This is a genomic window from Qipengyuania gaetbuli (genome assembly GCF_020171365.1).
Classification (GTDB): domain Bacteria; phylum Pseudomonadota; class Alphaproteobacteria; order Sphingomonadales; family Sphingomonadaceae; genus Qipengyuania; species Qipengyuania gaetbuli_B.
In genome coordinates this window covers 360,274-383,755 of the sequence record NZ_JAIUZO010000002.1, presented here as the reverse complement: position 1 = coordinate 383,755, position 23,482 = coordinate 360,274, and the positions used below count along the sequence as shown (strand labels likewise).

Annotated in this window: 20 protein-coding genes; 14 read left to right on the top strand and 6 right to left on the bottom strand. The window is 64.2% G+C overall.

The window, feature by feature from the left end; all coding sequences use genetic code 11:
• Nucleotides 1-30: 30 nt before the first annotated feature.
• From LCL94_RS02340 to LCL94_RS02325, 4 genes are read left to right on the top strand one after another with little or no spacing between them, the layout of a single operon-like run.
• Nucleotides 31-690, top strand: coding sequence for a TIGR02281 family clan AA aspartic protease (locus LCL94_RS02340; protein WP_224830818.1), 660 nt, complete (start codon nt 31-33; stop codon nt 688-690).
• Between the two features lie 40 nt (nt 691-730).
• Entirely contained in the window at nt 731-1,474 is a 744-nt protein-coding gene (gene otsB, locus LCL94_RS02335) for a trehalose-phosphatase (protein ID WP_224830817.1), read from the top strand.
• On the top strand, nt 1,459-3,261 hold the full coding sequence (locus LCL94_RS02330; protein WP_224830816.1) for a glycoside hydrolase family 15 protein: 1,803 nt from the start codon (nt 1,459-1,461) through the stop codon (nt 3,259-3,261). Before otsB ends, LCL94_RS02330 begins: the two co-directional genes overlap by 16 nt.
• 1 nt (nt 3,262) lies before the next feature.
• On the top strand, nt 3,263-4,660 hold the full coding sequence (locus LCL94_RS02325; protein WP_224830815.1) for an alpha,alpha-trehalose-phosphate synthase (UDP-forming): 1,398 nt from the start codon (nt 3,263-3,265) through the stop codon (nt 4,658-4,660).
• On the opposite strand, the gene LCL94_RS02320 is transcribed toward LCL94_RS02325, so the two are convergent.
• Nucleotides 4,657-5,115: a response regulator gene (locus tag LCL94_RS02320; RefSeq protein ID WP_224830814.1), complete on the bottom strand. Its 459-nt coding sequence runs from the start codon at nt 5,113-5,115 to the stop codon at nt 4,657-4,659. The two genes, LCL94_RS02325 and LCL94_RS02320, sit on opposite strands and share 4 nt — an antisense overlap.
• A 139-nt stretch (nt 5,116-5,254) precedes the next feature.
• Between LCL94_RS02320 and LCL94_RS02315 the strand changes: the two genes are divergently transcribed.
• Nucleotides 5,255-6,034, top strand: a complete 780-nt coding sequence (locus LCL94_RS02315; protein ID WP_224830813.1) for a tyrosine-protein phosphatase — start codon at nt 5,255-5,257, stop codon at nt 6,032-6,034.
• A 64-nt stretch (nt 6,035-6,098) separates the two neighbouring features.
• Nucleotides 6,099-7,064, top strand: a complete 966-nt coding sequence (gene trxB / locus LCL94_RS02310) for a thioredoxin-disulfide reductase (RefSeq protein WP_224830812.1) — start codon at nt 6,099-6,101, stop codon at nt 7,062-7,064.
• 24 nt (nt 7,065-7,088) lie between these two features.
• On the opposite strand, the gene LCL94_RS02305 is transcribed toward trxB, so the two are convergent.
• Genes LCL94_RS02305 through LCL94_RS02295 form a run of 3 tightly spaced genes read right to left on the bottom strand, consistent with a single transcriptional unit; the run spans nt 7,089 to nt 9,035 of the window.
• Nucleotides 7,089-7,541: an MAPEG family protein gene (locus LCL94_RS02305; protein ID WP_224830811.1), complete on the bottom strand. Its 453-nt coding sequence runs from the start codon at nt 7,539-7,541 to the stop codon at nt 7,089-7,091.
• Nucleotides 7,542-7,552: 11 nt separating this feature from the next.
• On the bottom strand, nt 7,553-7,984 hold the full coding sequence (locus LCL94_RS02300; RefSeq protein WP_224830810.1) for an MAPEG family protein: 432 nt from the start codon (nt 7,982-7,984) through the stop codon (nt 7,553-7,555).
• Nucleotides 7,985-8,039: 55 nt separating this feature from the next.
• Entirely contained in the window at nt 8,040-9,035 is a 996-nt protein-coding gene (locus LCL94_RS02295) for a threonine/serine dehydratase (RefSeq protein WP_224830809.1), read from the bottom strand.
• 204 nt (nt 9,036-9,239) lie between these two features.
• Between LCL94_RS02295 and LCL94_RS02290 the strand changes: the two genes are divergently transcribed.
• The 5 genes from LCL94_RS02290 (at nt 9,240) to LCL94_RS02270 (ending at nt 14,284) form a co-directional block, all read left to right on the top strand.
• On the top strand, nt 9,240-10,451 hold the full coding sequence (locus tag LCL94_RS02290) for a saccharopine dehydrogenase family protein (RefSeq protein ID WP_224830808.1): 1,212 nt from the start codon (nt 9,240-9,242) through the stop codon (nt 10,449-10,451).
• A 189-nt stretch (nt 10,452-10,640) separates the two neighbouring features.
• Nucleotides 10,641-11,336: a hypothetical protein gene (locus LCL94_RS02285; RefSeq protein ID WP_224830807.1), complete on the top strand. Its 696-nt coding sequence runs from the start codon at nt 10,641-10,643 to the stop codon at nt 11,334-11,336.
• 11 nt (nt 11,337-11,347) lie between these two features.
• Entirely contained in the window at nt 11,348-11,980 is a 633-nt protein-coding gene (locus LCL94_RS02280) for a hypothetical protein (protein WP_224830806.1), read from the top strand.
• A gap of 104 nt (nt 11,981-12,084) precedes the next feature.
• Nucleotides 12,085-13,065, top strand: a complete 981-nt coding sequence (locus tag LCL94_RS02275; protein ID WP_224830805.1) for a peptidyl-alpha-hydroxyglycine alpha-amidating lyase family protein — start codon at nt 12,085-12,087, stop codon at nt 13,063-13,065.
• A gap of 40 nt (nt 13,066-13,105) precedes the next feature.
• Nucleotides 13,106-14,284 carry a carboxynorspermidine decarboxylase gene (locus LCL94_RS02270; protein WP_224830804.1) on the top strand — a complete coding sequence of 393 codons (1,179 nt, stop codon included), beginning with the start codon at nt 13,106-13,108 and terminating at the stop codon, nt 14,282-14,284.
• Between the two features lie 9 nt (nt 14,285-14,293).
• Here the strand turns inward: LCL94_RS02270 and LCL94_RS02265 are convergent, their stop codons facing one another.
• A complete protein-coding gene (locus tag LCL94_RS02265) occupies nt 14,294-15,298 on the bottom strand; it encodes a hypothetical protein (RefSeq protein WP_224830803.1) in 1,005 nt (334 codons plus the stop codon).
• A 165-nt stretch (nt 15,299-15,463) separates the two neighbouring features.
• The gene (locus tag LCL94_RS02260; RefSeq protein WP_224830802.1) at nt 15,464-17,452 is read right to left on the bottom strand and encodes a TIR domain-containing protein; all 1,989 of its coding nucleotides are present in this window, start codon (nt 17,450-17,452) and stop codon (nt 15,464-15,466) included.
• Between the two features lie 273 nt (nt 17,453-17,725).
• On the opposite strand from LCL94_RS02260, the gene LCL94_RS02255 reads away from it, so the two are divergent.
• From LCL94_RS02255 to LCL94_RS02245, 3 genes are all read left to right on the top strand, one after another.
• Nucleotides 17,726-19,000 (top strand): surface lipoprotein assembly modifier, encoded by a 1,275-nt coding sequence (locus tag LCL94_RS02255; RefSeq protein ID WP_224830801.1) that lies wholly within the window; start codon nt 17,726-17,728, stop codon nt 18,998-19,000.
• Between the two features lie 36 nt (nt 19,001-19,036).
• Nucleotides 19,037-21,766, top strand: coding sequence for a transferrin-binding protein-like solute binding protein (locus LCL94_RS02250; protein ID WP_224830800.1), 2,730 nt, complete (start codon nt 19,037-19,039; stop codon nt 21,764-21,766).
• Between the two features lie 87 nt (nt 21,767-21,853).
• Nucleotides 21,854-23,482: a lysine--tRNA ligase gene (locus tag LCL94_RS02245; protein ID WP_224830799.1), complete on the top strand. Its 1,629-nt coding sequence runs from the start codon at nt 21,854-21,856 to the stop codon at nt 23,480-23,482.

Below are 23,482 nucleotides of genomic sequence, written 5' to 3'. Positions count from 1 at the left end.
GCGCAAGCAATGCTGCGCTAGGACAGAGCTATGGAGCCACAGGCAATTATCGACGCGGGTGCTGAGCTTATCCGGGCGATTCCGCGCTCGGGTCTCCTCGTAGCCACGGTCGCGGCCCTGCTACTCGGCTGGATCGGATCGGCCATGCTCCGGCGGGAAGTGGCTGGTGGGCGCGCCGTGCGCACGCTCAGCACGCTGGCGCTTGTCGGCATCCTCGTAACCGTATTCCTGCAAATCGCCCGCTTCGATCCGCGGCTCGACACGATGACCGAAATCGGCTTGCCCGAGCAGAGCATCGTCGGGGCGGAAACGGTCATACCCATGGCGCCGGACGGCCATTTCTGGCTCAGTGCCGAAGTGAACGGGGTGCCGACCCGGCTGATGGTCGACACCGGCGCAACGCTGACGGCGTTCTCGACCGAGTCTGCCGAAGCTGCGGGACTTCAGCCTCGGCCGGGCGGGCTGCCCGTCATGCTAGGCACCGCTAACGGCACCGTGACCGCAGACCTGACCACGGTCCCCAGCCTGGCCTTCGGGAACATCCGCGCCGAAGGGCTCGATGCAGTTATCGCACCCAATCTAGGCCGGACCAACGTGCTGGGAATGAACTTCCTCTCGCGCCTGAAGGGCTGGCGGGTGGAGGATGGCAACCTTATCCTGTCGCCTGCCACGGCCGATACGCAGCAGTGAGCATTTGACCCGGGCGCACCAGCCGCTAAGTCGGGTGGCGATGGCCAGCCAATCCTCGCTTCCATCCCCCCCGCCCCTTGCGGACCTGCTGGTGCAGGCCCCTGCGGCACTCTTTCTCGATTTCGATGGTACGCTGGTAGAACTGGCCCCAGAGCCGGGCCTCATCGACATACCGGAAACGCTGGTTGGCTCGCTCCACGACTTGCGCGACCGGCTGGAGGGAAGGCTGGCGCTGGTTTCCGGGCGTGCGCTGGACGATCTCGAGCGCCATCTGGGCGATGTGCGCCTGTATCGCGCGGGGTCGCACGGAGTTGCCCGAAGGCGGGCGGACGGTTCGCTTGTCGGACCCGAGCCGGAAGGGCTTCCGCCGGGCGCGGTGGCGCAGCTCCGCGGCTTCGCTTCGGCGCACGACCTTCTCTACGAAGAGAAGAGCCATGGCGGCGCGCTCCATTTCCGGCGGAACCCAGAGATGGGTGAGGCGGTTCTGGATTTCGCACGGCATGTCGCTGCGCAGTTCGAACTCGAAGTCACGACCGGCAAGGCCATAGCCGAACTGGTCAGGCCCGGGGCAAACAAGGGAGCGGCTGTGCGTGCCTTCCTTGCGGAAACGACTTTTGCAGGAGCATGCCCCATCTTCATCGGAGATGATGTGACCGACGAGGACGGAATGGCCGCCGCAATCGAATGCGGAGGGTTCGGCATTGCGGTCGGCGAACGGGCCAGCAAGAATGCGCGCTATCACCTGGGCAGCGTGACCGCTGTCCACCAGTGGCTGGAGTTGTAGAAATAGGAAGCTCGCTCGAACTGTCGCCCATCGGCAATTGCCAGGTCAGCGCCCTCGTCGACGAGACGGGTGGTTTCGTCTGGGGATGCATCCCGCGGGTAGACGGCGATCCGGCTTTTTGCGCACTCCTCAACGGCGACCGGCAGGACCAGGGCGTCTGGCGGTTCGAACTGGAAGGGCAGGTTTCCGCCACCCAGCATTACGTGCGCAACACGCCGATCCTCGTGACCCGGCTGGAGGCCGAGGACGGCAGCGCGCTGGAAATCACCGATTTTGCCCCGCGTTTCGAAGGTTCGGGCCGGATGTACCGCCCCGTGGCATTCATTCGCATCATCCGGCCGATAGCCGGCGCACCGCGGGTCCGTGTCAGGCTGGCCCCGATGCACGGCTACGGGGCTGGCGAGGCGACGACGACCAACGGCACCAATCACGTGCGCTATCGCATCGGCGACGAAACGCTGCGCCTCTCGACCGATGCACCGGTCGGCTACGTGCTCGAAGGGCGAAGCTATCGCGTGGAAAGCGACCAGCATTTCTTCCTTGGCCCGGACGAGCCGTTCGTGGGCAACCTCAGAAGCGAATTGCGGCGAATGGAGGCCAATACCCGCAAGTACTGGCAACATTGGGTCCGCGGACTGCACATACCGCTCGAATGGCAGGAAGAGGTCATCCGCTCCGCGATCACGCTCAAGCTGTGCCAGCACGAGGAAACCGGCGCGATCGTGGCCGCGCTGACCACCTCGGTGCCCGAAGCGCCGGGTAGCGAGCGCAACTGGGACTACCGGTACTGCTGGATCCGCGACAGCTATTACACCGTGCAGGCATTGAACCGCCTGGGCGCGCTCGATGTGCTCGAGAAGTATCTCGCCTACCTGCGCAACATCATCGACCAGGCGCGCGGCGGGCAGATCCAGCCGCTCTACTCGGTCATGGGCGAAGCGGAACTGCACGAAAGCTTCGCGCCGCATCTCCATGGGTATCGCGGCATGGGGCCCGTGCGAGTGGGCAATGCGGCCTACAAGCAGGTCCAGTACGACTGTTACGGCCAGATCGTCATGCCGACCGCGCAGGCCTTCTTCGATACGCGATTGCTGCGCATGGCGGACGAAACCGATTTCGAGCATCTCGAAGAGGTGGGCGAGGCGGCCTGGGCCAAGCACGACAAGCCGGATGCCGGCCTGTGGGAATTCCGCACGCGGCAGGAGGTACACACCTATTCTGCGGTCATGTGCTGGGCTGCCTGCGACCGGCTTGCCAACGTCGCCTTGCAGTTGGACAAGGACGACCGAGCCGCCTTGTGGAAGGAGCGCGCGGAGGCCATTCGCGCCAAGATCGAGGCCAATGCCTGGAGCGAGGAAGGCCAGCATTACGGCGCCAGCTTCGAAAGCGACTATCTCGATGCAAGCCTGCTCCAGATGGTCGAACTGCGATATCTGAAGCCCGATGACGAGCGGTTCCTGAAGACCTTTGCCGCGGTCGAACGGGACCTGCGGCGTGGCGATCACATGCTGCGCTATGCTGCGGAAGACGATTTCGGGGCGCCGGAGACCGCGTTCAACGTGTGCACTTTCTGGCTGATCGAGGCTCTCTACCTGACCGGTCGCAGCCAGGAAGCGCGGCAATTGTTCTGCGCCATGCTGAGCCACACGACCCGCTCAGGCCTACTGAGCGAGGATCTCGACTACGAGACGGGCGAACTCTGGGGCAATTTCCCCCAGACCTACTCGCTAGTCGGTATTATCAACTCGGCAGGCCTGCTGTCCAAATCCTGGAGCGAGGTGAGATGACGTGAGCGAGACATCGCGCCTGGTGGTGGTATCGAACCGCGTGGCTGTCCCCAAGGCTCGCGGGGCGGCAGGGGCGCAAGGCGGTCTGGCTGGGGCTTTAAATGCGGCCCTGAAAAAGCGTAGCGGCGTCTGGTTCGGCTGGAGCGGACAGGAAGTCGAACAGCAAACGGGCGAAATCTCCACCCAGACCACTGACGGGGTCACCACTGCCACGATCGACCTGTCGAAACGTGATGTCGACGAATACTACAATGGCTACGCGAATTCGACGCTCTGGCCGCTGTTCCACTATCGCCTCGACCTTGCCGAATACGAACGCGAAACGGGCAAGGGATACGAACGCGTCAACGAACGCTTCGCGCAGATGCTCGAACCGCTGGTGGAACCGGAAGACGTCGTCTGGATCCACGACTACCACCTCATCCCGCTCGGCGAACGCCTGCGTGCGCGGGGCCTGAAGAACCGGATCGGCTTCTTCCTTCATATTCCGTGGCCGCCAACCCGGCTGTTCGTGTCTCTGCCCTTTCACGAGCGACTGGTGCGCACAATGCTGCACTACGACCTGCTCGGCTTCCAGACCAAGGAATGGCTCGAAAGCTTCCTGCATTACTGCCGCACCGAGCTCGGGGCAGAGGTCGACGACGACAGCGGCGCGGTGACCCTCGAGGGCCGCACGACTGTGGCGCGGGCCTATCCCATCGGTATCGACTGGGATCACTTCAGCGCTCTTGGTGAAACGGGTGAGGCGCGCCAGGCGCAGCAGCGCCTGATGAGTTCGACACGCCACCGCACGGCCATGATCGGCGTCGACCGGCTGGATTATTCCAAGGGGCTACCGGAAAGGCTCGACGGAATCTCGCGCTTCTTCGACCGGCATCCGGACCGGGTGCGCGATCTTGTATTTGTACAGGTGGCGCCACCCAGCCGCGAGGACGTCGAGAGCTACAAGGAAATCCGCGCCCTTCTCGAACGTAAGGCCGGCCACATCAACGGCGCTCGCAGCGAGGTCGACCTCGTCCCGGTGCGCTACGTGAACCGCGGCTACAGCCACGCGGAACTGTTCGGTTTCTTCCGGGCATCGAAGATCGGACTCGTCACCCCCCTGCGTGACGGGATGAACCTGGTGGCCAAGGAATATTTGGCGGCGCAGGATCCCGAGGATCCGGGCGTCCTGATCCTGTCGCGTTTTGCCGGGGCGGCCGCCCAGTTGGGTGACGCCGTCCTCGTCAATCCGCACAGCCCGGATGATTTGTCACACGCGATCCGCATCGCGCTCGATATGCCCTTGGCGGAGCGCCGGGAGCGGTACGGGAAATTGATCGGCACGGTGCGCGACGACAACGTCCAGTCCTGGACTGAGGACTTCCTGCGCGATCTCGATGCGGCAGGCGCGCGCTAGAGCATTATCCGCTTTTCGGGCGAGTCCCGCCAGCGACCTGCTGCCTGTTCGAGATGTTCGCTGAGCGAGCGATGTTGCGGTCGCTCGGCTCTCGCCTTGAGGACGAGGTTGACCTCGTGCAGCAGCATCTTCGCGTTGAAGGGCTTGCGAATAAAGGCCTGGGCGCCGTTGTAATAGGCGTACTGTTCGTCCTCCGCGCCGGTCAGGCCCGTGAACATGATCACGGGCAGGTCGTAGGTCTCCGCCGAACTGCGCAGCGAGCGCAGGACCTGCGCTCCGGTCAGGCCGGGCATGTCATGGTCGAGCAGCAGCAGGTCGGGCCTGCGCCAGCGGAGGATCTCGAGCGCGCGTTCACCATCGGCAACCCAGCCGCAGACATGGCCTGCATCGAACAAGAGCTTGCTCGCCATGTCGGCAACGATTTCATCGTCGTCCACTATCAGGATGCGCGCCATTCAGAATTCTCCAGCTTCCCTGTTCCCGGTCCGCCGCCGCGATAGCCGCGCAAGCCCCAAATCATCCCTTCCGCGCGCTTACGCGTTTGCCACTAGCCGCGCATTGCGGGGCGCGCCTGCGCCTGCCACACCCGCCGGCATGATTCGCGATCCCTTCATCAGCACCGACGGCATTCACAACTTCCGCGACTACGGCGGGTGGGAGACCGGCGAGGGTGCGCGAGTGAAAAGCGGGTTGCTGTGGCGTTCGGGCCAGCACGTGGATGCGAGCGATGCCGACCTGCGGGCGATCGCAGACCTCCATATCCGCACCGTCATCGACCTTCGCGGCGAGAGCGAGCGTGAACGCCATCCTTGCCGCCGGGTGGAAGGCTTCGACGGCGAGGTCGTGTTCTACGAGGGCGAGACCAGTTCGAGCCCGCCGCACATGGATGTCGACGAACACACGACCACGGCCGAATTCGCCCGCCAGCGGATGATGGCAGTATACACGCGCATGCCGCGCAACCCGGCCATGATCGACATGTTCGGCCGCTATTTGCGCATCTTGGCGGAACGCGAAGGGGCAAGCCTCGTCCATTGCTTCGCGGGCAAGGATCGCACGGGCGTGGCGGCGATGCTTCTCCTGCACATCCTCGGGGTCGACAGGGACCGGCAGATGGCCGAATTCCTGCGCACCAACGAAGCACCCAGCATGGACGTGCTTGCCGCCCAGTCCGTCCCGGGTATCGAGGAAAGGCTCGGCCGTAAGCTCGACGATGCCGCGGTCAAGGCGCTGCTCGGGGTGCATGAGGATTACCTTCACACCTTCTGGCGCGAGGTCGAGGCGGACCACGGCTCGCTCGATGCCTTCATTAGCGGTGTCTTAGGTGTGGATGAGCCTGTGCGTGAACGCCTCCGCAGCGCCTACCTGGCGTGACACCGGGGCGATCACTCCCCATATAGCGCCTTCGATTTCTACCCAGACCAACAGAGACTGACCCATGGCTACCCACCGCACCAAGATGCTCATCATCGGCTCCGGCCCTGCCGGCTATTCCGCCGCCATTTACGGCGCGCGCGCGATGATGGAACCGATCGTGGTGCAGGGCCTCCAGCCCGGCGGGCAGCTGACGATCACCACCGATGTCGAGAACTATCCCGGCTTCCGCGACGTCATCCAGGGCCCCTGGCTCATGGAAGAGATGAAAGCGCAGGCCGAGCATGTCGGCACGCGCATGATGTGGGACACGATCGTCGAGGTCGATCTTGCCAACGGATCGCCCTTCCGCGCGATCGGTGACAGCGGCGACGAATACATCGGAGACGTGCTGGTCATCGCTACCGGGGCACAGGCCAAGTGGCTCGGCGTTCCGGGCGAAATGGAACTGGGCGGCAAGGGCGTATCGGCTTGCGCGACCTGCGACGGGTTCTTCTACCGCGGCAAGAAGGTCGCGGTGATCGGCGGCGGCAATACCGCGGTCGAGGAAGCGCTCTACCTTACCAACCATTCGGATGACGTGACGCTGATCCACCGCCGCGACGAGCTGCGGGCGGAGAAGATCCTGCAGGACCGCCTGCTCAACCATCCCAAGATCTCGGTCCTGTGGAACAAGACGGTCGAGAGCTTCGAGGCCGGCGAGAACGGCGCTCTGTCGCACCTGCGGCTCCGCGATACCGTGACGGGCGAGGACAGCAACTTCTCCTGCGACGGGGCCTTTGTCGCCATCGGCCATGCGCCGGCGACCGAACTGTTCAAGGGCAAGCTGCCGATGGACGACAGCGGCTATCTTGTCGTCGAACCGGGCACCCCCAAGACCTCGATCCCCGGCGTCTTCGCGGCCGGCGACGTCATGGATCACACCTATCGCCAGGCGGTGACCGCAGCCGGAACGGGCTGCATGGCAGCGCTCGATGCGGAACGCTTCCTCGCCACGCTGGACGTCGCGGAGCGCGAAGCGGCGGAGTAAGCCCCGCCGCCCCGTTTTCCGGCGTCAGAAGTGGATGTCGAACGTCACGATGGCGGCGTGGAAGATCAGCGCCATCAGCACCACGCTCGACAGGGCGAACAGTACGAAGCGCACCAGCACCCTGTTGCTCGTCGCCTGGACGAGCGAGTGGATGATGCGCAGCCCGACGTAGATCCACGCCAGAAGCGCGTTCATCCCGACGCCCCAACCGGTGATCGCCAGCACCAGGGCGACCGCGTAGAACACGGTCGGCGCCTCGTGCAGGTGGTTGTAGTTGTCGGCCTTCCAGTTGACCTTGTCCGGCAGTTCGGCGCGCAATCCCGCGCCGGTCGAGCCGACCATGTTCACCGGGTCGAGCTTGGGATTGCGGCTCATTGCCGGAATGCGGGTGGCGTACATCCAGATCCACATCACCATGGTCCAGGCAAACAGGATCACGACGGGCTGGAGGATGGGCGAATGGGCGATATCCATCATGCTTCTCCCGATCAGGCGAAGAGGGTAAGCGCGAGCGCGCGATAGGCGAGGTAGAGCAGCGCCAGCGTCGATGCGATGAACAGCATGAAGCGCACCGACACCACGTTCACGGTTGCCTGCCAGACCGAGTGGATGACCCTGAGGCCCACGTAGATCCACGCCGCAGTCACGTCACCGGCGGCTGCTCCCATCAGCGCGATGATCATGGTGACGGCATAGAACAGCGTTGGCTGTTCCATCAGGTGGGCGTAGTTGTGCGATTTCCACTGGACCTTGTCCGGAACGACGCCTTCGAGGTCCTGCCCGCGGCCGCCCGGCTTGGCGTTGGCGAGGTCCATCCCGCTCTTCTTCATGGCGGGAAAGCGCGTGAACGCCGTCCAGAACAGCATGGCCAGCGACCATACGACGAGCACCGCAGCCGGTGCGAGCATTTGAGCCTGCATCAGTGAAACTCCCTCCCTGTAAGGACGCCAGAGGTGCTTTGCCTGCTGCCGGTTGTCAATCGCCACCTATCGTGGCGGCAAAGCTGGCGGCGTCGGTATTGCCGCCCGTCACCATGATCACCGTGTCCGCATCCACCGGCACCTTGCCCGCCAGCGCTGCTGCCAGCGCTGCTGCGCCGCCCGGTTCGACCACAAGGTTGAGCTTCGCAAAGGCGAAACGCTGGGCTGCACGCACTTCCTCGTCGGTGACGGCAACGCCCGGCTCTGCGCGGCCTTGCAGCACGGCGAGGTTGATCGGCTTCGTCGCATCGGGCTGCAGCGCATCGCAGATGGTGGCCGGCGGGTTCGCTCCGGCCCGTACGATCTCGCCTGCTGCCAGCGAGCGGCCGACCATGTCCCAGCCTTCGGGCTCGACCACGTGGATCGCGCTTTCGGGGCAAGCGAGGGCGAGGCCTGCTGCAAGGCCTCCGCCGCCGCAGCACACGACCAGCCGCGAAGGCGCATGGCCGAGCTGCGCCTCGATCTCCACGCCCGCGCTGCCCTGGCCCTCGATCACCCACGGATCGCCGAAAGCGTGCACAAGCACGCTGCCGCGTTCCGCTACGAGCTTGGCGGCAACCTCGTCGCGGTCTTCGCCGGGGCGTTCGTAGAGGACGATTTCGGCCCCCAGCGCGCGGGTCGCCTCCAGCTTCACCTTGGGCGCATTGCGCGGCATCACGATGGTCGCGGCGATGTCCAGGCGGCGTGCCGCCCAGGCAACCCCTTGCGCATGATTGCCGGAGGAGACGGCGACCACGCCGCGCTCCCGCTCTTCCTCGGTAAGGTTGGACAGGCGCCACCAGCCGCCCCTGATCTTGAAGGCGCCGACCGGTTGCAGGCTCTCTGCTTTCACATGGGCCGTGACGCCCCCGATCTCGACCGGCAGCAGCGGCGCCGGGGGAAGGATCGCGGCGATGGAGCGGGCGGCTGCCAGCACGCCGTCGCGGGTCGGTTCGCGCTGCTCGGTCAAAGTCGGATACTCCCTCGGCATGGCATACAGGATGGAACACATGGAACACGGTCCTGGAGAAGAAAAGCGCGCGCCTGCGCAAAGCGGTGCATCAACGCAGGCAGGGCAGGATTTCGCAGTTTCGCCATGGCGCGACTATCGCTGCGCCGCACGCGTTAGGAAACAGGTTTCGCGGATCGTTTGGCGCATCACGGGCATTGCGTTAGAGGGCGCGCGAGAATCGAATTCATCCAAGAGGTTTCCATCATGTCGACAGTACTGGTCATCGGGGCAGGCGGCGTAAGCTCGGTCTGCGTTCACAAGATGGCGATGAACAAGGACATCTTCACCGATATCCACCTGGCCAGCCGCACCAAGAGCAAGTGCGATGCGATCGCCGCTTCGGTGAAGGACCGCACGGGCGTCGACGTGGCGACCTACGAGATCGATGCCGAGGAAGTGCCGGCGATGGTCAATCTGATCCGCAAGGTGCAGCCGAGCCTCGTCGTGAACCTCGCGCTGCCGTACCAGGACCTGCCGATCATGGACGCCTGCCTCGAGGCGGGTGTGTCCTATCTCGACACCGCGAACTACGAGCCCAAGGACGAGGCCAAGTTCGAATACCACTGGCAGTGGGCCTATCACGACCGCTTCAAGGAAGCAGGGCTGATGGCGCTGCTGGGTTCGGGCTTTGATCCGGGCGTCACCAGCGTCTTCACCATGTGGCTGAAGAAGCACAAGCTGAAGACCATCCGCCAGCTCGACATCCTTGACTGCAACGGCGGCGATCATGGCCAGGCCTTCGCCACCAACTTCAACCCCGAAATCAACATCCGCGAAGTGACCGCGCCCGCGCGTCATTGGGAAAACGGCGAATTCGTCGAAACCCCGGCGATGGCGAAGAAGGTCGAATTCGACTTCGAAGGCGTCGGCCCCAAGAACATGTACATGATGTATCACGAGGAGCTGGAAAGCCTCGCCAAGTTCAATCCGGAGATGGAGCGTGCGCGCTTCTGGATGACCTTCGGCGATGAATACATCAAGCACCTGACCGTGCTGCAGAACGTCGGCATGACGCGGATCGATCCGATCAAGTACAAGGGCAAGGAAATCATCCCGCTGCAGTTCCTTGCCGCCGTCCTGCCCAAGCCCGAAACGCTGGGCGAAACGACCAAGGGCAACACCAATATCGGTGTCATCGCCACCGGCGAGGCGCTCGACGGGTCGGGCGAGAAGACCTTCTACATCAACAATATCTGCAGCCACGAAGCGGCTTACGAGGAAACCGGCAACCAGGCGGTGTCCTATACCACGGGCGTACCCGCGATGATCGGTTCGGCCATGATGGTCACCGGCAAGTGGGCCGGCGATGGCGTGTTCAACATGGAAGAAATGGACCCCGATCCATTCATGGACATGCTCAATGCCCATGGCCTGCCGTGGCACGTAAAGGAACTGGACGGTCCGGTCGATTTCTAGCCCTATCCGTATTTGCGGAATTTAACCCAAGTTAAAGCCGGCGTGTCCTTACGGTCACGCCGGCTTTTTTCTGCCCCGAATACTTGCGTGAATACGATTGACCGGATTTGGCGAGTATATATACCTGCGCGCGTCTAACAGGGACACCGGGACGGAATAATTCGCCCGGTTTTAAGGGGACGTACTTCCATGAAAAAATCTATCGCAGCCCTCGGGCTGCTGAGCCTTGGCGCCTGCGCGTCGCCCTATGTCGGCACGCCCTATACCGCGCCTGCCGTTCCGGTGACGTCGGTCGGCATCGTCGACGACACGCTGCCCGACGAAGCGATCGCTTACGAAGCGGCATCCACCATGGGCAATTTCGGCCTGCTCGGCGCGCTGATCGACGCCGGTGTGCAGGATTCGCGCAAGGATCGCGTGAACGAAGCGCTCGCCAGCGTGAACCACACGCCCGAAGCCACGTTCGAAGCCCACCTGATCGGCGCGCTTGCCGATGCCGGCATCAAGGGCGCGATGCTTCAGGGTCCGGACCGCGAAAAGCGCGCTTTCCTTGAAAAGTATCCGGTGGCACCCGCCGGTGCGCAGGCACTGATCGACTTCAACGTGACCGGCTACGGCTATGTCAACGCGGGCAACCAGATGTGGCGTCCGACGGTCGCGGCCGACGTGAAGATGGTCGATGCAGCGACCGGCAAGACGCTGATGGAAAACCGCATCGTCTACAATCCGGTCGACGCGCAGGCAGGCATCGTCACGCTCGCGCCGAATCCGGAATTCGTGTTCCAGAACCGTGAGGACATGATCTCGCAGCCCGAGCGTCTCGCCGAAGGTATCGACGATGCGCTCAAGCAGGTTGCAGACGCCGCTGTCCGCCTGATGAAGTAAGGGAGGCCGCGATGCGGACCAAACTGCTTCTTCTGGCAGCAGCCTCGGCCATGCTGGCCGGCTGCGCGACCACGGTGCCGATCCAGCCGGCAACGCTGTCGTTCGACCGGGCGGACTGCGTCTCGACGCCGGAAACGGTGACGGCAGTCAGCCTGACGCCGGACAAGGACAAGAAGATCTGGGTGCTCGACAGCCAGCTCTCCGCGTCCGGTCCGTGCCTCGAACGCAACGGCGTTTCCGCGCCCTACATGGTCTTTGCCCTGCCGGATGCCGGCCGTACGAAGATGGTGGAACTGGGTGCGGGTCTGGAACTGGCCCGCGTGCTTTCGCCGCGGGTGGTGCTGCTCGATGCCGAAGGCGCGGAAACCCGCTCCTTCGCGCGCGACCAGTATATGTTCCGCCCGGGCCTCCTGTCGGTACAGTTCGTGCCGCAGGAGAACGAGCGTTACGCGCTGGTGACGGTCGATCCCGAACCCATCGGGCAGAGCCACGACACCATCGTGGCCGGCACCTCGGTCACCACCATCTACACCGGTTTCGGTGCGTCCAACTGGCGCAGCGGGCACGAAGCGATGATGTCGCGCGGTTTCTCCTACGAAGGAGCCGTGCGGGCGCTGGTCTACCGGGCGGACGAAGAGAAGTAATCCTTTTCGCCAGGAGAAAAGGGGGCGGGGCGGCGAAGGCCATTCCCGCCCTTTTTCGTGTTCGGGCTTGCGGCGGGGCGGCAGGCGCGTAATCCTCCCCTCCCATGAGGGGATTTCACGTCATCATCGGCGCCGCGTTGCTGGCATCCTGCACCAGCGCCCCGCGCGAGGAAGCGCCACGCGCTGAAGTCGATGCCGACTGGCCCTCGATCCCAACCGATGCGATTTTCGGCCAGCCGAGCGCGGTCGATATCGACAGCCACGGCCACGTCTTCGTGCTCCACCGCGCGGGCCGCGAATGGGAAGAGCCTTTCACCACCAAGCCGATTGCCGAGGACACGGTCTTCATGTTCTCGCAGGAAGGGCAGTTGCTGGCGCGCTGGGGCGCGGGGCAGTTCATCATGCCGCACGGCCTGTCGGTGGACGCAGAGGACGACATCTGGATCACCGATGTCGCGCGCGAACAGGTGCTGCGCTTCTCGCATGACGGCGAGGAAGAGCTGGTCATGGGCGTGCGCGGCGAAAGCGGCGAGGACTCCGGCCACTTTGGACGGCCTGCCGACGTCGATTTCCTCGGTGACAGGGTGCTGGTCGCAGACGGCTATGTGAACACCCGCGTCGCGCTGTTCGACCGCGAGGGCAAATACCTCGGCGAATGGGGCGGTCCGGGCGAGGATGCGGGCGAACTCGACCTGCCCCACGCCGTCTCCACCGATGGCGAGCGGGTCTATGTCGCGGACCGCGAGAATGCGCGGATTTCCGTCTTCTCGACCGAAGGCGAACCGCTCGGCCAGTGGCGCGGGCTGGAGCGCGGTCATACCTACAGTGTCAAACCGCTCGGCGGGGGCTGGGTGCTGGCGGTCGAAGGGCGCGACATGCTCGACCGCACCGGCGCCATGGTCCGCGTCTACCGGCCCGACGGCACGGTGGAGCGCAGCTTCGACCTCGCTCTGGAGGGCGAGGGCGCGAGCCTCGGCCACGACATCGCGCTCGACAGTGCGGGGCGCGCCTACATGATCGACGTCTACGGCAACCGCGTGATCCGCTTCGGCGTGGATGCGCCTGCGGGCGGGGCGGGCGACTAGCCTCTTCCCCTCGGCCCCTGCGCACCCTAAGTCGCGCCCCATGGAAACCAAAGCCGGCGACCCGGGGGCCTTTGCCCATTTCGACCTCTCCCGCGTGGACAGCCCCGCATTCGTGGTGGATGCGGCCAAGCTGCGCGCCAATTGCCAGGTGCTCGCCGACATCCGCGATGCCGCCGACATCAAGGTGCTCGCCGCTCTGAAGGCGTTCTCCATGTGGGCCACCGCGCCGATCATCGGCGAGTATCTCGACGGCGTGTGCACCTCGGGCCTTTGGGAAGCCCGGCTCGCTTCCGAATTCTACGACGGCGAGATCGCCACCTATTCCGCCGCCTACAAGCCGGAGGAACTGGAAGAGGTCTGCCGCCTGTCCGACCATGTGATCTTCAATTCCCCCGGCCAGCTCGAACGCGCCTCGCTGATCCTCGAGGCGGCGCGCGCGGCAGGGCAGAGCTTCGACGTGGGCCTGCGCATCAATCCGCAGCATCCCACAGGCGAAGTGCCGCGCTACGATCCCTCCAGCCCCGGCAGCCGTCTCGGCTTCCCGATCGACCAGCTCACGCCCGAGATCATGGAGCAGGTCGACGGCATCCACTTCCACAATCTGTGCGAGCAGGATTTCGAGCCGCTCCACGAAACCTGGGACAAGGTCTTCGACGCGATCGAACCGTGGTTCGGCCAGCTCAAGTGGATCAACATGGGCGGCGGCCACCACATCACCCGTGCCGACTACCAGCGCGAGGAACTGGTCGAGTTCCTGCGTGACGCCAAGGAAGACACGGGCGCGGAAATCTATCTCGAACCGGGCGAGGCGGTGGCGCTGGATGCAGGCATCCTCGTGGGCACGATCCTCGACACCGGATACAACGGCCTGCCGGTCGCGGTGGCGGACATTTCCGCCACCTGCCACATGCCCGACGTGATCGAAGCGCCCTATCGCCCGGCCATGCTGGGCGAGGCGACCGACCAAGAGACACCCGAAGTGCGCATCGGCGGTCCTTCCTGCCTCGCAGGCGACGTGATCGGCGACTACCGCATCCCGGGCGGCGCGGAGATCGGCAAGCGCTTCGCCTTCCTCGACCAGGCGCATTATTCGATGGTCAAGACCAACACTTTCAACGGCGTGCAGCTGCCCAGCATCTGGCTGTGGGACAGCGACACCGACCAGCTCGAGCTGGTGAAGGAGTTCGGCTACGAGACCTTCCGCGACCGGTTGAGCTGAGCTGGCTTCTTAGCAGGGGTTGCGCGACATCCAGTCGGAGACCGAGTGCACGCCGCGGCCCGAAAGGAAGCCACTTACGCTGCCCCCCAGCTCGGTGATCGTCAGGTTGGTCCCGGTCGATCCTTCGTCTTTGCCGACTACTCTGGTTCCCGAACAATCGAAGCTGAGGATGTCACCGCGCGACATCCAGCTTTCGTTGAGGCGATTTCCCGAAAAATTGTAAATGCGGATGTAGTCGCGCCCGTCCGCTTCCTTGTAGGCCATGACGATCTTCGGCGCGCCTTGTGCGTGTCTACCGGTGATGTCGAAATAGCGACTGGTAAAATGCTCGCCATAGTCGAGGAACGGTGTCAGTTCACCCGTTCCCATGTCGAAGCGGTACAGGTGCTCGGGATATTCCACCCCGACCGCTCCACCCGTAAAAAAAACGACATTGTCCTCGCTGTCAAAAGGGCTCCAGGCTACGTCGAGAATACTGAAGTCCCAAAGGACCGGTGCAAGGTCACCACTGACGATGTCGTACACCCAGAGGCGGCGTGCATCGTTGGACCAAAGATTGTCCGGTTCGCTCGAACTTTCGGTGAAGACCAGCCGCGTGCCGTCGGGCGAGAATTCCATCCAGTGTACGCGCCCAGAACCAGGCGCCCTATCGACACGGGCCGAGATGAGCGTCTTGGCCCCGATCGTGACCGGGGATGCGGTCCAGCTGGTCAGGTAGACATCGCCGGCTTCCGCATAGGCAATCATCGCGAATTCCTCGTCGGACGCGACAAATCCGTCGAGCTGCGCCTGCGCTGCGGAATGGACGGTTACATAGGACGAGCCGCTGATGTCGGTCAGGCGCACATCTTGGGATTTTCGGCCATTGTACTGGTAGAGGATTTCGGGCTGGAAGTCGGCCGGATCTCCCTTTTCGCCTTTTCCGCCGCCCTTGCCCGCAGGCGGACCGGCACTGGCCGTGACAGCCAGGGTGGCGGAAATGGCGAGGGCGGCAAGAAAGCGGTAAGTAGGCAAGGCGGGTCTCCCATAGAATTGCTACGAGCGCGACCTGTCCGTTCTGGGCGACCGGGTTTATCTATAGCACAAGTTGTAGAATCCGCAGAATCCAGCCAAATTCTTACTGACAAATGCCGGTTTTCGCGAAGTTTAGACGGTGTGGCTCTCGCCCGTTTCAGCGTCTCACCAAGCCAGCGGAGCGATGATCCGGTCGAATTCGGGCATGTCGCGCAGCGGATCGACCAGCGGGTCACTGGGCGCGAACAACAGGCCCGGGTCCTTGAGCTCGCTTGCCTGTGCCAGCAGTTCGATGGCGCGCGCTTTCTCGCCCCATTGGGCAAGGACCTGCACCTGCTGGTAAAGGCCGGCATCGCCGTAATCGGCCACCATTTCGTCGAAGGCCGCCTTTGCCTCTGCCTGCCGCCCAAGCCTGTGCCGCACGATCGCCAAGCCGACCTGGCCGAACAGCGGAACCGGTTCCTGTGCGAAGGCAGCCTCCGACTTCGCAAGATCGCCCAGCATGTATTGCGAGACGCCGACGATATAATGCGCGCTCGACAGATTGGCGCCGAATGACAGCGCCTTCTCGCCATGGGCCGATGCGGTTGCGAAATCCCCGGCCAGCAGCGCGACGAAGCCGGCCGTGCGGAAGGCTCGCGGATTGATGGGGTCGAGCTTGAGGGCCGTCTCGATCAGCCGCAGGGCCTCGGCCCCTTCGCCGTTATAGGCATAGAACAGGGCGACCGCGCGCTGCACGTCGGCATCGCCCGGCGCAAGTTCCAGTGCGCGCGTGTAGTGGGGCCGCGCAGCCTTGGGATCGAGCCGGCCATTATTGAGGGAAAAGCCCAGCGAGATGTGTCCCTTGGGCAGGGTGGGGGCCAGCTCGATGGCGCGCTCTGCGGCCTTGATCGAGGCATCGTACAAGCGGGCCCAGTCTGCGGAATCGTCTGTCGCATTCGCCACTGCGGCCAGCATTTGCGCGCGCATGGCATGCGCCTTGGCGAAGGCCGGATCAATCCGGATCGCAGTCTCGAACTGTTCGAGCGCGGCGCGGTCGGTTTCGTATCCAGCCGAGGCATCGGCAAGGGCGGAGCCGCGCAGGAACGCTTCATAGGCCTGCAGGTCCTTGGTGCCGCCGACGCCTTCCTGGTCGGCAATGCTCCTTGCCGCCTCGCTTTCGCTGGCGATCTGGGCGACCAGCCGCAATGCCACCGTGCGGGCGATTTCGGTCTGGACCGCGAAAACGTCTTCCAGCTTGCGGTCGTAGGTCTCGCCCCAGCGGACCATCCCGTCCTCGACCGCGACGAGTTCGGCGCTGATGCGCACGATGTCGCCTGCGCGCTGCACGCTGCCGCGCAGGATATTGGGCACGCCGAGCGCGCGTCCGATGGAAAAATCGTCCTCGTCCGTTTGCAGGGTGGACGACGTCGGCGCGGACACGCGCAGCAACGGATTGCGCGCGAGCATCTGGCGCAGTTCGTTGGACAGCCCGCTGGTGAACCAAGACTGGTCTTCATCCCCGGTCAGATTGGCAAATCCAAGAACGGCCATGGCCACGGCCGTATCGCCATTGCTCCCCGGAAACAGGCCAAATTGCCACGCGCCAAGCGCCGCCCCTGCGACACCGACCCCGAGACCGCCTAGAACGAGCGTCCGGCGGGAGACACCAGTTTGTTCGGCGGGGAGGGGAGGGAGGACATGCCCATGGTGGCCGCCGGTCTTGCCCCCGCGCGTCTGCCCGGCGTCGATCGCCCGCTTTACCGCGGATACGATCCGTTGGACCTGCGGTGCCTTTGGATCGCCCTTCCAGCCCCTGACATCGATCAGCTGCAACTGCCGGAAACCGAGCGGTGCGATCGTGCCGTCCAGCGTTACCGGCACCAGACGGCCACGGTCGCGGCCGCTTTCGGCTTCGTCGCGAACCCAGGCGGATTCCACCGAATCATGCGACCACAGGACGATCACGCAATCCGCGCCGAGCAGGGCGGATTCGATCGTCGGAAGGTAGTCGACGCCGCCTTCGATAAGCCCGTCCCACCACATGTCGAAGCCCGACTGTTCGAGCGCCGAGATCAATTGGCGTGCGCGTTCGCTGTCCGTGCGGGTGTAGCTGAGGAACACGCTGGGGCGAGGTGCATCCGCTTGCCCGGTCTGCCCTTCCTCGTCCGACATGATAGCGCCAGTCCCCCCTTGTGATCCTTGCGTATACCCTATTTTTGCATCGTGCGAGAGCCGTTGATTGGGCAGCTGCAACGCCTGCGCAAATACATCCCGGCTTATCCAAGCTAGATGGCTCGCCAGGTTGATGTAAAACTGCATCAATCCCGCCGATTATGTGCAGGATAAACGAATATGTTCGGTGTTGGCCGCGCGCCCCGCTAATTGCAGCGCGTGCGTCGCCTCTTTCTTCTTGGCCTAGTCCTGTCCTGCCTTGTCGGCGCGCCCTTGCATGCGCAGGACAGTGTTTCCGATGTGCAAAGCGTCGAGCTGACCAATGCCGAACTCTTCGCCGTGGCCGATGCCGCGCGCGATCGCGGCGAGCTGGAGCTTGCCGCGCAGGCTTACGAGGCACTGGCGAGCAACGAGGAAGGCCCGCTCAAACGCGAAGCCCTGTTCCGCCTCGCCATGCTGCGCGCGGACCTGCAGCAGCGCTATGCGGATGCCGCCGTGCTGTTCCGCCGGATCCTCGACGAAGAACCCGACAATGCGCGCGTCCGCATCGAACTGGCGCGGATGCAGGCCATGATGGGCAACCTTGGCGAAGCGAGCCGCGAACTGCGTGCCGCGCAGGCAGCCGGACTGCCGCCCGAGGTGGAGCAGATGGTGCGCTTCTATGCGCAGGCGCTCACCGCGCAGCGACCTTTCGGCGCCAGCTTCCGTGTCGCGCTGGCACCCGACAGCAATATCAACCGCGCCACGCGTTCCGATACGCTCGACACGATCCTGGGCGATTTCACGCTCGACGAGGATGCGCAGGAAACCTCCGGCGTCGGTCTGTCGCTGCAGGGGCAGCTGTTCGGCAAGGTCGGTATCGACAAGCGGTCCGACCTGCTACTGCGCCTGTCGGCAAGCGGCGATATCTACCGGGAAAGCCAGTTCGACGATTACATCGTCGCATTGCAGGCAGGGCCGCAATACCGGCTGTGGGGCGGAACGCTGGATGTGGCCGCCACCGCGTCGCATCGCTGGTTCGGGCAGGAAAGCTATTCGCTGACAGTCGGGGCGACCGCCGATTATCGCCTGCCGGTATCCGACACCGCGCAGCTGCGCGTGTCCGCCACGGTCACGGACAATGACAACCGCCGCAACGATCTGCAGGACGGCACGCGGCTGGCGCTGCGGAGCGGGGTCGACCTCGCGCTCGATGCGCGCAGCGGCTTGGGCGCGAACCTGATGGCGGTGCGCACGGGCGCGCGCGATCCGGGATATGCCAATGTCACGGGCGGTATCGACGGCTATCTCTACCGCGAATTCGGCTCGGTCACGGCGGTGCTCGACCTGGGCTATTCGCACCTCGAGGCGGACCGGCGACTACTGCTGTTTCCCGAGCGCCGCGTAGACGACCGCTTCTCGGTTGCTTTGTCCGGAACGCTGAGGACTTTGCGCCTCGGGAACTTCGCGCCGGTCGTTAAGGTCGAATACGAAAAAAATCTTTCAACCGTCGGTATATATAAATACAATCGTCTTGCCGGAGAGATCGGAGTCGCTGCGGCGTTTTAGGGTCACGCTTCGGCGTCTTGGGGGCATAACCAAATCATGAAGTCGACTGTTGTTGCGAAGGCCTCTTCGGCCTCCGCCCTTGCGCTCGCCATGTCTCTTGCAGCTTGCGGTGGCGGGTCGAGCCCGCCGCGCAGCACGCCGCCGCCGACCGGGACGCCGTCGCCTTCGCCGACACCCACCCCGACACCGACACCGACACCTACGCCGACGCCCACGCCCACGCCCACGCCCACGCCTACGCCGACGCCTACACCGACGCCTACTCCCACGCCGACCCCGACCCCGACACCCACGCCCACTCCGCCGCCCACCACGGCGAATGCGGACCTTCTCGGGCCGCTGAAGTCGGAGACGTTCCAGGGCGTTTCGTCGCGTATCGCTGCCAATTTCAACGCGAGCGGCACCAGTGGCACGGCGACGACCGGGACCACGGCCACCATCGCCTTCAACGAGACGACGAGCAGCTATTCGCTCGTCACCCCGACCGGCACGATCACTTTCTCGCCGAGCGATATCGATACAGCGCAATCGAGCGCCGGGGCGGTGGTCTACGTCAAGCGATCAGGCGACAGGACCGACTCGCTCACGCTGACGCGGCCGGGCACTTCCGGCCCGCTCACTTACCGCTATGTCGGCAGCGCCTTCTGGCAGCGAACCAATATCGGCACCACCACCGCCTCGGGGTCGATCGACGCTTTCGTCTACGGCATCCCGACCAAGGACGCGGACGTGCCGCGCACCGGTTCGGCCAATTACGACATCGACCTGATCGGGGCGATGACCGATTTCAGCGCCATCCGCGGGCTTGCCGGCGGGGGCACGGCCTCGGTCGACTTCGGGACAGGCAACATCATCATCATCGGCAAAATGGACCTGATCGCGGATGGCAGGTCGATCGAGACGATCGACTTTTCCAGCAACGCCACGCTGTCGTCCTCCGCCAACAGCTTCTCGGGCGATTTCGTTTTCACCCAGTTCCAGCATTTCAACGGGACCTTGCAGGGCAAGCTGTTCGGTCCGGCAGGCGAGGAAATCGGTGCCTCCTGGTCCGCCAGCGATTCGACCGGACGTGTAGCGACAGGCACCATCATGGGCCGTCGCGGCGCAGCCGACACCAGCAACGGCTCCTTCGCCACCCCGCTGACCAAGAGCGAGACGTTCTCGACCACCGAAGCGGTAATGACGTTCAAGTTCGACAACCAGCTCGGCTTCAATTTCGAAAGGGGCGACTTCCGCGATATCGCGGTGACGAACGGTCCGTTCTCTATCCGCTACGATGCCGACACGAACCGCTACATCTACCGCGGCGACGGTCTGGCCGAGACCTATGATGCGAACATCGCGCAGTTCATCAACCTCGGAGCGACCAAGCAGGTCGAATTCAGCCGGTCCGCCACGGAAAACCAGATCCTGGGCAATGCGTTCAACTACGTCGCGTCGAACTACCTGCTGGTGCGCGAGGGCGACAATTTCCGCCTCAATGCCTTCGTCTTCGGTTTCCCGACCGTCTTCAACGACATCCCGACCACCGGTACCGCGAGCTATCTCGTGCGCGTGGACGGGCAGGCGGCCGACAATGCCTATCGCAACCCGATGGTCATTTCGGGCACCGGCGAGCTGCTGGTCGAATTCGGCACGGGCAAGCTGACGGCCAACGTGCCGATCAACTACGCCGAATGGGCGACCGCATCGGGCATCTTCTCCGAAACGGCGACGGGCAACTGGATCTGGGACGGCCAGATCGCTGCCGGCCGCAACGAGTTCAACGGCACGGTCACGATGACCGGGATCGGCGACTATACGGGCAGCGGCAAGGGCCAGTTCTTCGGCCCCGGCGCACGCGAGCTGGGCGGCAGCTTTACCGCGACGCGCGATGCCGACGGCATGGCGATCGGCACGTTCAAGGGTGTTCTCGACCCGGCCAAGATCCCGCCGCCCGCAGGCTCCATCGCCAGCCTGACGACGCGCACGTCGCTTACCGCAGTGGACGATTCCAAGACTTCGGATGTCGGGGCGATTACCGGCATCGTCTACGATCCGGCGACCAAGGGTTATATCCTCAGCTTCGCCAATTTCCCGGACGTCGCGCTGGACAATACGACTGCGGATTCGCGTAACAACGAAGCCGACAGGTTCTTCAACTATTCGCAGACGCTGCAGGATTCCGCCGGCAATTTCCGCGACTGGGTGAGCCAGGTGAACAACGCGCTGGGCACCAACCCGCTGGTGCCTCTCACCTATTCGAATTTCGGTCGCGTCGGCTTTTCGACCCGGGGCGTTTTCGGCAGCGCGGGCTGGGACTACAATGTCTTCTCGGCCGGGCTTCCCACTTCGGATATGCCCACGACCGGAACCGCGTCCTATACCGGTGCGACGATGGGCTACGTCCAGGTGGACCGGGACACGACCAGCGGCGGCAACCTGCTGTACCTCTACTATGGCACGGTCGGCCTGAACGCCGACTTCGGGCGGGGATCGATCACCGCGACATTCGCCGATTTCAACGGGGAACTTTCATTGCAGGAAAACGGCAGCGGGGCACCGCGTAGCCGTATCTTCGAAGGCTTTACCCTTGGCGGTCTCATCACCGGCTCAACCTTTGCCGGGCAGGAACAGCAAGGCGACTGGCTGCGGCGGATGAACGGTGCCTTCTACGGGCCCGGCGCTGCCGAGGCAGGCGGGACGTTCCGCGCCGAACGTGGCAACCCGTCGGGTACCGGTGAAGTCATCCGCATCGACGGCAGCTTCGGGGCAGGGAAGGACTAAAGGCACCGCCTTTATCCTTCCTGCCTCCGGGCAGCCCACAGCACTTCGCACTTGCGAAAGCGCGCGCCAGCGGCAAGAGGGTGCGCCATGAGCATGAACGATCTGATCGCCGCCGCGCGCGTGTCCAAGGCCTGGCCGTTCCAGGAGGCGCAGCGCCTGCTCAAACGCTATCCCGACGGCACCAAGCCCGACGGCAGCCCCGTGCTGTTCGAAACCGGCTATGGCCCGAGCGGCCTGCCGCATATCGGCACCTTCCAGGAAGTGCTGCGCACCACCCTGGTGCGCCGTGCCTTCGAGGCGATGATCGGCGCCAAGCCCGAAGACGGCAGGACGCGCCTCGTCGCGTTTTCCGATGACATGGACGGGTTGCGCAAGGTGCCCGACAACGTGCCCAACCAGGCGCTGCTCGAGGCGAACTTGCACCTGCCGCTGTCCCGCGTGCCCGACCCGTTCGAGAAGGGCCACGAAAGCTTTGCTGCGCACAACAACGCGCGCTTACGCGAATTTCTCGACCGCTTCGGCTTCCAGTACGAATTCATCGCCGCGAACGACATGTACAATTCCGGGCGCTTCGACGATGCGCTGCGGCAGGTCCTGCGCAAGAACCAGGCGATCCTCGACATCATGCTGCCCACGCTGCGCGAAGAGCGGCGGCAAACCTATTCACCGGTCCTGCCGATCAGCCCGTCGACGGGCCGCGTGCTGCAGGTTCCGGTAGAGGTGGTCGATGCCGAAGCCGGCACAATCCGCTTCACCGACGAGGACGGCAGCACGGTCGAACAATCCGCGCTCGGCGGCATGTCCAAGCTGCAGTGGAAGGTCGACTGGGCGATGCGCTGGTATGCGCTGGGCGTCGATTACGAGATGTACGGCAAGGACCTGACCGACAGCGGCGTGCAGTCGGGCAAGATCGTGCAGGTGCTCGGCGGCCGCAAGCCGGAAGGCCTGATCTACGAGATGTTCCTCGACCAGAACGGCGAGAAGATCTCCAAGTCCAAGGGCAACGGCCTGTCGATCGAGGAATGGCTGCAATATGGTAGCGAGGAGAGCCTCGGCTTCTACATCTTCCCCAACCCGAAGAGCGCCAAGCAGCTGCACGTTGGCGTGATCCCGCGCGCGGTCGACGATTACTGGCAGTTCCGTGAGCGATTGAACGAACAGGACCTCGACAAGCAGCTCGGCAATCCGGCGTGGCACCTGCTGCGCGCCAATGGCGGGTTCGACGCGGAAGAGGCTCCGGGTGGCGGCGACAGCCTGCCGGTGACCTATGGCCTCCTGCTCAACCTCGCCAGCGTGCTGGGCGCGGAAGCAACGGTCCCGAACCTGCGCGAATATCTCGAAAGCTATATCGGCGAGGGCAAGGTGACGCCCGAACTGGAAGTGCTGATCGAGACGGCGGTGAACTACACGCGCGACTATATTGCGCCCACGCTGGAAAAGCGCGCCCCGGCAGCGAACGAGGCTGCGGCTCTGAAGGCGCTCGACGCCTATCTCGCCAAGGCCGATGCCGATACCAGCGCCGAAGACTTGCAGACCGAAGTCTACGAGATCGGCAAGCGCGAGGAATACGGGTTCGAGAACCTGCGCGACTGGTTCAAGGCGCTTTACCAGACGCTGCTCGGCAGCGACCAGGGGCCGCGCATGGGCAGCTTCATCGCGCTTTACGGGATCGAAAACAGCCGCAAGCTCATCGCCGAGGCGCTGGCCCGCGGCTGA

What these genes read in the sequence shown, in the direction of transcription:
- otsB (WP_224830817.1), top strand. Translation starts at nt 731, where the DNA reads ATGGCCAGCCAATCCTCGCTTCCATCCCCCCCGCCCCTTGCGGACCTG.
- LCL94_RS02280 (WP_224830806.1), top strand. Translation starts at nt 11,348, where the DNA reads ATGCGGACCAAACTGCTTCTTCTGGCAGCAGCCTCGGCCATGCTGGCC.
- trxB (WP_224830812.1), top strand. Translation starts at nt 6,099, where the DNA reads ATGGCTACCCACCGCACCAAGATGCTCATCATCGGCTCCGGCCCTGCC.
- LCL94_RS02320 (WP_224830814.1), bottom strand. Translation starts at nt 5,115, where the DNA reads ATGGCGCGCATCCTGATAGTGGACGACGATGAAATCGTTGCCGACATG.
- LCL94_RS02250 (WP_224830800.1), top strand. Translation starts at nt 19,037, where the DNA reads ATGAAGTCGACTGTTGTTGCGAAGGCCTCTTCGGCCTCCGCCCTTGCG.
- LCL94_RS02305 (WP_224830811.1), bottom strand. Translation starts at nt 7,541, where the DNA reads ATGATGGATATCGCCCATTCGCCCATCCTCCAGCCCGTCGTGATCCTG.
- LCL94_RS02295 (WP_224830809.1), bottom strand. Translation starts at nt 9,035, where the DNA reads ATGTGTTCCATCCTGTATGCCATGCCGAGGGAGTATCCGACTTTGACC.
- LCL94_RS02245 (WP_224830799.1), top strand. Translation starts at nt 21,854, where the DNA reads ATGAGCATGAACGATCTGATCGCCGCCGCGCGCGTGTCCAAGGCCTGG.
- LCL94_RS02300 (WP_224830810.1), bottom strand. Translation starts at nt 7,984, where the DNA reads ATGCAGGCTCAAATGCTCGCACCGGCTGCGGTGCTCGTCGTATGGTCG.
- LCL94_RS02285 (WP_224830807.1), top strand. Translation starts at nt 10,641, where the DNA reads ATGAAAAAATCTATCGCAGCCCTCGGGCTGCTGAGCCTTGGCGCCTGC.
- LCL94_RS02290 (WP_224830808.1), top strand. Translation starts at nt 9,240, where the DNA reads ATGTCGACAGTACTGGTCATCGGGGCAGGCGGCGTAAGCTCGGTCTGC.
- LCL94_RS02340 (WP_224830818.1), top strand. Translation starts at nt 31, where the DNA reads ATGGAGCCACAGGCAATTATCGACGCGGGTGCTGAGCTTATCCGGGCG.
- LCL94_RS02270 (WP_224830804.1), top strand. Translation starts at nt 13,106, where the DNA reads ATGGAAACCAAAGCCGGCGACCCGGGGGCCTTTGCCCATTTCGACCTC.
- LCL94_RS02260 (WP_224830802.1), bottom strand. Translation starts at nt 17,452, where the DNA reads ATGTCGGACGAGGAAGGGCAGACCGGGCAAGCGGATGCACCTCGCCCC.
- LCL94_RS02315 (WP_224830813.1), top strand. Translation starts at nt 5,255, where the DNA reads ATGATTCGCGATCCCTTCATCAGCACCGACGGCATTCACAACTTCCGC.
- LCL94_RS02275 (WP_224830805.1), top strand. Translation starts at nt 12,085, where the DNA reads ATGAGGGGATTTCACGTCATCATCGGCGCCGCGTTGCTGGCATCCTGC.